Below are 7,754 nucleotides of genomic sequence, written 5' to 3'. Positions count from 1 at the left end.
CCATTGCAGGGTGTGGACATAGCTCGCGGCCGCCGCGGAAAGCGCTGGATCCTGCCCCATGGCGCGCAGGATCGCTTCGCCCTGCCACAGGAACAGCCACATCGGTCCGACCAGTGTCGCTGCCACCCAGAGACCCTGGCGCACGGTGCGGCGCACGTCGCGCACTGCATGGCGGTTGCGCCCGAGCTCGATCGAGATCATCGGCGCGACCGCTGCCATGACGCCGATGCCAAAAATCAGGACCGCCGTGTAGAGATTGGCTCCGAGCGCTCCGGCCGCGAGCGAGTCGGGGCCGAGATGGCCCATCATCACCACATCGGTTGCCGTCATCGCCGTCTGCGCCACATTGGTGAGCACCATGGGCCAGCTCAGGGCGAGCATGGCCCTGACTTCTGTGAGCCAGGGATGAGCGCGCGCAGTGGGGAGGGCCAGATCGGTCATGGGCCGTCGCTTCTAGCGCCCATTTTCTGTGCAGGACAGGGTCAGCCACGCTGGGCTTGCCCGCGCTCGGCGCGTGAGCGTGTGGGAGCGGCCCGCTGCGCGTTTTCGCGATCCGGCCCCTGCGCAAACGTCGCTACCGGCATTCGGCCATGGCGGCCATCATCACCGGCAAGAAGAAGACAGAGGAACCGTCAAGGATGTCAGATTTGAGAAACGCCGCCATGGCCGGCGACATCGTCGGCCTGGACGCTGTTGCGCTGTCGCACGCGATCCACGCGCGCAAGTTGTCCTGTGTCGAGGTGATGGGSGCCTATCTCGATCAGATCGAGCGGCATAACCCGACGGTCAATGCCCTGGTGGCACTGCGCGACCGCTCCGATCTGTTGGGGGAAGCCGAGGCGTTGGATGGCGAATTGGCAGCAGGCCGGTCGCGTGGCTGGATGCACGGCTTCCCGCAGGCCATCAAGGACCTTGCCGCGGCCAAGGGGTTCGCGACGACGCAAGGCTCGCCGCTCTTCAAGGACGAGATCGCGCAAAGCGACGCCATTTTCGTCGAGCGCATGAAGGCGGCTGGCGCCATCATCATCGGCAAGAGCAATACGCCGGAATTCGGCCTGGGCTCGCAGACCTTCAATCCGGTCTTCGGGGCAACGCGCAACGCCTATGACCAGTCGAAGACCTCGGGGGGCTCGAGCGGTGGCGCTGCCGTTGCGCTGGCGATGCGCATGCTGCCGGTGGCCGATGGCAGCGACCATGCCGGCTCGCTGCGCAATCCGGCTGCCTTCAACAACGTGCTCGGCATGCGGCCGGGCTATGGCCGCGTGCCCTCGAGTGGCGACGAGGTCTTCATTCCGCAGATGGGCGTAGCTGGTCCCATGGCGCGCACGACCCGCGATCTTGCCGCGCTGCTCGCCGTGCAGTCGGGCTACGATCTGCGCGTTCCGCTCTCGATCCGCGAGGAGCCGGCCGCCTTCCTGGGCAATCTCAAGCGCGACATCGCCGGGCTCCGCATCGGCTGGCTTGGCGATCTCGGTGGGCATCTGCCGATGGAGGATGGCATCTTGTCGCTTTGCCGCGAAGCCTTGAAGGCCTTCGAGGACATGGGGGCGCGGGTCGAGGAGGCGAGCCTCGGTTTCGATCCCGAAGCCGTCTGGCAGGCCTGGACGAGACTCAGGGCCTGGCAGGTCGGTGCGAGCCTGGCCCCCATCCATGCGGATCCGGCACGGCGCGACTTTCTCAAGCCCGAAGCGCGCCACGAGGTCGAGCAGGGCCTCAAGCTCTCGGCCTTCGACGTGATGAAGGCCTCCAATCTGCGCTCGTCCTGGTATCAGCATGTGCGCGGCCTGTTCGGACGCTATGACCTGCTTGTCCTGCCCAGTGCCCAGGTCTTTCCCTTTGCCGTCGAAACGCATTGGCCGCGCGAGATCGCGGGCCGCGCGATGGACACCTATCATCGCTGGATGGAGGTGGTGATCCCGGTGACGATGTCGGGCTGTCCGGCGATCAGTGTCCCGGTCGGCTTCAACGCTGCGGGCTTGCCCATGGGCATGCAACTCTGGGGCCCCAACCACGCGGAGCGTCTGCTGCTCGAGGCTGCGCAGGCCTATGAGGACGCGACCGGTTGGGTCGAGAAGCGCAAGCCGGCCTTGCTCGCCGGCTGAGCGCCCGGCATCGTTCATGCTTTATGCGTTAGCGGCCTGTGGCCGGCCTTTTGGGAGAGTTGGCGAATGAGCTCGAACCTGCGGATCGACGGGCCACGATTGGTCTCGAGGCTCGAAGCCTTGTCGAAGATCGGCGCGACGCCGGAAGGCGGTTGCCGGCGGCTCGCTCTCTCCGACGAGGACAGGCAGGGGCGTGACTGGCTCGTCGGGCAGATGCAGGCGCTCGGGCTCGACGTGAAGATCGACGCGATCGGCAACGTCGTCGGCATCCTGAAGGGGCGGGAGGAGGGACCTGCCGTCATCCTCGGCTCCCATATCGACACGGTCGGCACCGGCGGGCGCTTCGATGGTGCACTTGGCGTCATTGCCGGCCTCGAGGTGCTGGCGGCGCTGCGCGATGCAGGGCTGCAGCCGAAGCGCGACATGGCGGTGATCGCCTTCACCAATGAAGAGGGCGCCCGATTCCATCCCGATATGCTCGGCTCTTATGTCTGGGCCGGCGGCATGAGCGTGGAAGCGGCCCATGCCGAGAAGGATGCCGAAGGGGCTGTGCTCGGCACCGAATTGAAGCGGATCGGCTATCACGGCCCGGAACGGCCCGGTTTCCTCAAGGCGCATTCCTATCTCGAGCTCCATATCGAGCAGGGGCCGGTGCTCGAAGGCGAGGGCGGCGGGCTCGGCGCTGTCACCGGCATCCAGGCCATCACCTGGCTTGAGCTGACGCTGAAGGGCCGCCCAAGCCATGCCGGTACGACGCCGATGGCCTATCGCAGGGATCCCGGGCTGGCGGCTGCGCGCATCAACCTCTTCGCCAATGAGCTGACGGGTAAGATTCCGGGCCAGCTTGCCAATTCCGGCGTCATCCGCGTCGAGCCCGGCAACGTCAACGTGGTGCCGGAAAGCGTGGTCATGTCGCTCGACCTGCGCAATCCCAAGGACGCGCTCCTGACTGAGGCGGAGGCGGCCGTCCGGGCGTTCTGCGCGGAGCTTTCCGAGCGGGACGGCATCCAGATCAGCTTCCGCGATCTTGCCCGCTTTCCGGCGGTCGAATTCGCATCGGAGTTGATCTACGGCGTGGAGATGAGCGCAGCCGAACTCGGCCTGCCGGTCCGCCGGATGATCTCGGGCGCTGGACACGACGCCCAGATGATGTCGCGCATCTGCCCGACGGCGATGATCTTCATCCCCTCGATCGGCGGCCTCTCGCATAACCCGGCGGAGTTCAGCACCGACGAGGACATGGTCGCCGGCGCCAATGTCCTGCTCAGCGCCGCCTGGCGCGTGGCGAATAACTGATCAAGCGCGGCGCGCGCCGCAAAAGACCTCTGCTCCCAGCCCTGGTCCTTCCTCCTCACGAGAGATGCCGATGACCGCAATCGCTTCCCTGTCTGCTGTCGCGCTGAACAAGCTCTACGCTGGGCGCAGCCTCTCGCCGGTCGAGGTCGCCAAGGACGCGCTCCACCGCATCGAGCGTTTCGAGCCCGACATCAACTCCTTCGTCGTGCGCGATGCCGAGGTCACGCTCGCCATGGCCGAGGCCTCGCAGGCACGCTGGCTCAAGGGCGCTCCGCTCGGTCCGCTCGACGGCGTGCCGGTCACGATCAAGGACAATATCGKCGTGAGGGGCTGGCCGATGCGCCGCGGCTCCGCGCTGGCCTCCGGCGCGCCCTGGCCGGAAGACGCTCCGGCTGCGGCGCGGTTGCGTGAGGCCGGGACCGTCTTCCTCGGCAAGACTACGATGCCGGAATATGGCTGGAAGGGTGTTGGCGACTCACCGTTCTCGGGCATCACGCGCAATCCCTGGGATATCCGAACCGGGCCGGGCGGCTCCTCTTCCGGCGCGGCCTCATGCGCAGCGCTCAATCTCGGCTGCATCCATATCGGAACCGACGGTGCCGGATCAGTCCGAATCCCGGCGGCCTTCACCGGTGTCGTCGGCTTGAAGCCGACCTATGGCCGCGTGCCGGCCTATCCCGTTTCGACCATGGGTTTCCTCGCCCATCTCGGCCCGCTGACCCGCACCGTCGCAGACACGGCGCTCGCCATGAACGCGATCGGTCGGCCTGATGGCCGGGACATGACCGCGATGATCGAGCCCCCGCCGGACTACGTTGCGGGCCTTGCCGGTGGCGTGAAGGGCCTGCGCATCGCCTGGTCGCCGCGCCTTGGCGGCAACCATCTCGTTGACCCCGAGATCGCAGCGCTCGCCGCGGCGGCGGCGCTTGCGTTCCGTGAGCTGGGTGCGAGCGTCGAGGAGGTCGATCCCGGTTTCGACGATCCGCTTGAGACCTTGATGACATTGTGGTCGGCGGGGGCTGCCCTGGCTCTGCGCGGAGCGGGGCCGGAGAAGCGCGCGCAGATGGACCCGGGTCTCGTGGCCGTGGCCGAGGCTGGCGAGCAGATTCCGGGCTCGGCCTATGTCGACGCCCTGCTCAACCAGCGCAATGCGCTTGCGTATCATATGACGCAGTTCCACGAGCGCTTCGATCTGCTGCTCACGCCGACTTTGCCCCTGCCGGCCTTCGAGGTCGGACGGAATGCCCCCGGCCACGGCGGATATGGCGATGACTGGACGCGCTGGACGCCATTCACCTACCCCTTCAACATCACCCAGGCACCGGCCATCTCCGTGCCCTGCGGCCTGACATCGGCCGGGTTGCCGGCGGGACTGCAKATCGTCGGGCCGTTCGGCCGGGATGCGCTGGTTCTGCGTGCGGCGGCGGCATTTGAGGCATTGCAGCCTTTCGCGCGTGTCGACGCGCCCGTCAGAGTGGCCTGAAGAGCGAAGCCGGGCCGGTCAGGGCCTGGGTTCGGACAGCCCCAGCAGATTGGCTTGTGCCACCCGTTCCCGTGTTGCCGGGCTGAGCTGGCGCAGGAAAGACTGCACGCTCTCGAATTTCATCCGCTCGCTCTCCAGCGAGCGATGGCTTGCGTCGGTTCCGATGATGAAGCGGCCGGGCATCGTCTCGATGAGCTCAAGCCATTCCGGCCAGACACTCCTGCCGTCCTGCAGGATCGTGTAGTCGGGGGAACGCGGGTGCCTTGGCCAGGTTCGCGCGCTCAGCTCGTAGTAGAGGTTGGGGTGCCGTTCGAGCATCCTGCGGGCCAGGAACAGCGGCGTGTAACCGCCATGGGCCCAGATCAGGTTCACATCGGGAAAGGCCTCGAGCAGCGATGTCAGTTCGCGCATCCGTGTCGATTCGACATGGACCAGGACAGGCACGCGGTATTTGCGCGCCAGTGCCATGATCCCGCTCATCATCGGGCCCGCCGGATCGTAGTTCGCCTCGGGAAACCCGGGCGACGGAAAATGCACTGCCGATATCTCGCCAATACCCTTGAACTGGCCGGTGGCCAGGAGACCGTCGAGCTCCTCGAGCAGTGCCAGGTCCTGATCCTCCCATGCCTTTCGATGAGCCCTGCGCTCCGGAGAAATCGAGGCAAAGCCGATGAACAGGTCGGGACGGCGCTTGACGGCATCGGCAATCGACACGTTGTCGCCGTTGCGCCCCCAGAACACGACGGCACGCTTCGCCCCGTAGTGCCGCATCAGTTCGATCTGCATGGCCTCGTCGTTGAGATGGACATGCGCATCGACGAACGGCACCGTTTCGAGACTTGGTGCGGTGCTTTCCGGAGCGGCCGAGCTCTTCACCCGCTTCAGAACACGGGGCTGATCCTGACCCGATACGGTGGCGCCGAACGATAGCGCCAATGCGCAGCCCAGAACCAATATCCCCACTGCCAAGCGCATGGACCTGCCCAAAAAACCCGCGTCAACGCCCGAATGCCTAGCAGAACTCTGCGGGGCGACAGAAGGGGGGCGCGTCTGGCGCGTGGCGCGTGACGAGGCCTGAGTGGGCGCTTCGTCTTCGCCGGTCAGCAGGACCTTTCGCGTGCTGGGAAAACGCTGTGATTAGGCCAGCTGCGCGCCGATCAAATCGATTTAGCCGACGTTGCGCAATTTTCTGCGGAATTATGCTCGATTGGCGCGGGCGCATGGCGTTGGGGGCCAACCGGTACCGTTTGGCACGGACTCTGCAAGCCTCCCAGCCGCGGATTTCGACCGGCGCGGCGTGTTGTCAGGGTGATCTTTCTCCCCCACACTCGCCTCAAGGTCGCCCGTCAGAGGTAGCCGTTTCAGGGGAGAGAGTAATGGATCGCAGGACATTCTTGAAATCTGCCACTGGTGCCGGCGCTCTGGCCGCCACCGGAGGGCTGTCCATGCCGGCCTTGTCGCAAGGAGCAGCGGCCAAGACCCTGCGCTTCGTGCCGCAGGCCAATCTCGCGAATTTCGACCCCATCTGGGGCACGCAATATGTCGTTCGCAATGCCGCTGCGCTGGTCTGGGATACGCTCTACGGCATTGACGACAAGTTCCAGCCGCAGCGCCAGATGGTCGAAAGCGAGGAGGTCTCCTCCGACGGCCTGACCTGGACCTTCAAGCTCCGCCCCGGCCTCAAATTCCATGACGGCGAGCCGGTGCTCGCCAAGGACGTGGTGCAGAGCCTCGTGCGCTGGTCGGCGCGCGACCCGATGGGCCTGATGCTCCGCGCCATCCAGAACGAACTGGTTGCGGTCGACGACCGGAGCTGGAAATGGTCGCTGAAGCAGCCCTTCCCGAAGATGTTGCTGGCGCTGGCGAAGAACAACGCTCCCTGTTCCTTCATCATGCCCGAGCGCATCGCCAAGACCGATCCGTTCCAGCAGATCACCGAATATGTCGGCTCCGGACCGATGAAGTTCCTGCGCAATGAGTGGGTGCCGGGCGCCAAGGCGGTCTTCGAGAAATTCGCCGATTACGTGCCGCGCTCCGAGCAGGCGAACTGGCTMGCCGGCGGCAAGAAGATGCTGGTCGATCGCATCGAGTGGGTGATCATGCCTGATCCGGCGACGGCAGCCGCTGCGCTGCAGAATGGCGAGATCGACTGGTGGGAGACGCCGCTCGCCGATCTCGTGCCGGTGCTCAAGGCCAACAAGAATATCAATGTCGATATCGGCGATCCGCTCGGCAATATCGGCGCCTTCCGCATGAACCACCTGCACCCGCCCTTCAACAATCTGAAGGTGCGCCAGGCGGTGCTGACTGCGATGAACCAGGAAGACTACATGCGTGCGCTTGTCGGCGAGGACGACAAGCTCTGGAAGCCGCTTCCCGGCTTCTTCACGCCGGGCACCCCGCTCTACACCGAGCAGGGCGGCGATATGCTCAAGATGCGCAATATCGAGGCCGCCAAGAAGCTGCTGGCCGAGTCCGGCTACAAGGGCGAGCCGGTGGTCTGTGTCGTGGCGCAGGACATGTCCGCCACCAAGGCGATGGGCGACGTCACGGCCGATCTGCTCAAGCGCATCGGCATGAATGTCGATTTCGTCGCCACAGACTGGGGCACGGTCGGTTCCCGGCGCGCCCAGAAGACCGGACCGGGCCAGGGCGGCTGGAGCATGTTCCACACCTGGCATGCCGGCGCCGACTGCATCAATCCGGCCTCGTATACGGCTATCCGCGCGAATGCCGACAAGGCCTGGTTCGGCTGGCCGGACGTGCCTGCCGTCGAGACCGAGGTGACGAACTGGTTCAACGCCAAGGATCTCGCCGAGGAGAAGGCGGCCATGGGCCGGCTCAACCAGGCGGCGGTTCAGAATGTCGTCTAC

Annotated in this window: 6 protein-coding genes; 4 read left to right on the top strand and 2 right to left on the bottom strand. The window is 65.7% G+C overall.

Annotated elements, in window-relative coordinates; genetic code table 11:
• The coding region (locus tag AC1DJT_RS31555; RefSeq protein WP_476835602.1) for an MATE family efflux transporter at positions 1-441 on the bottom strand (441 nt) is incomplete at its 3' end.
• 197 nt (positions 442-638) lie between these two features.
• Between AC1DJT_RS31555 and AC1DJT_RS31550 the strand changes: the two genes are divergently transcribed.
• The 3 genes from AC1DJT_RS31550 (at position 639) to AC1DJT_RS31540 (ending at position 4,881) form a co-directional block, all read left to right on the top strand.
• Positions 639-2,102 (top strand): amidase, encoded by a 1,464-nt coding sequence (locus AC1DJT_RS31550; protein ID WP_441508624.1) that lies wholly within the window; start codon positions 639-641, stop codon positions 2,100-2,102.
• 66 nt (positions 2,103-2,168) lie between these two features.
• Positions 2,169-3,398: a Zn-dependent hydrolase gene (locus AC1DJT_RS31545; RefSeq protein ID WP_441508623.1), complete on the top strand. Its 1,230-nt coding sequence runs from the start codon at positions 2,169-2,171 to the stop codon at positions 3,396-3,398.
• Positions 3,399-3,468: 70 nt separating this feature from the next.
• The gene (locus AC1DJT_RS31540; protein ID WP_476835601.1) at positions 3,469-4,881 is read left to right on the top strand and encodes an amidase; all 1,413 of its coding nucleotides are present in this window, start codon (positions 3,469-3,471) and stop codon (positions 4,879-4,881) included.
• 18 nt (positions 4,882-4,899) lie between these two features.
• Here AC1DJT_RS31540 and AC1DJT_RS31535 read toward each other — a convergent pair whose 3' ends face one another.
• Complete coding sequence (locus AC1DJT_RS31535) at positions 4,900-5,856, bottom strand: amidohydrolase family protein (protein ID WP_476768573.1); 957 nt, start codon at positions 5,854-5,856, stop codon at positions 4,900-4,902.
• Between the two features lie 401 nt (positions 5,857-6,257).
• Here AC1DJT_RS31535 and AC1DJT_RS31530 point away from each other — a divergent pair.
• A partial coding sequence (locus AC1DJT_RS31530) for an ABC transporter substrate-binding protein (RefSeq protein WP_476835600.1) occupies positions 6,258-7,754 on the top strand: 1,497 nt, incomplete at its 3' end.

The organism is Allobosea sp. 05T422_2 (assembly GCF_056396265.1).
The sequence above is the reverse complement of the archived record's forward strand: the minus strand, read 5'-3'. Positions and strand labels throughout refer to the sequence as shown.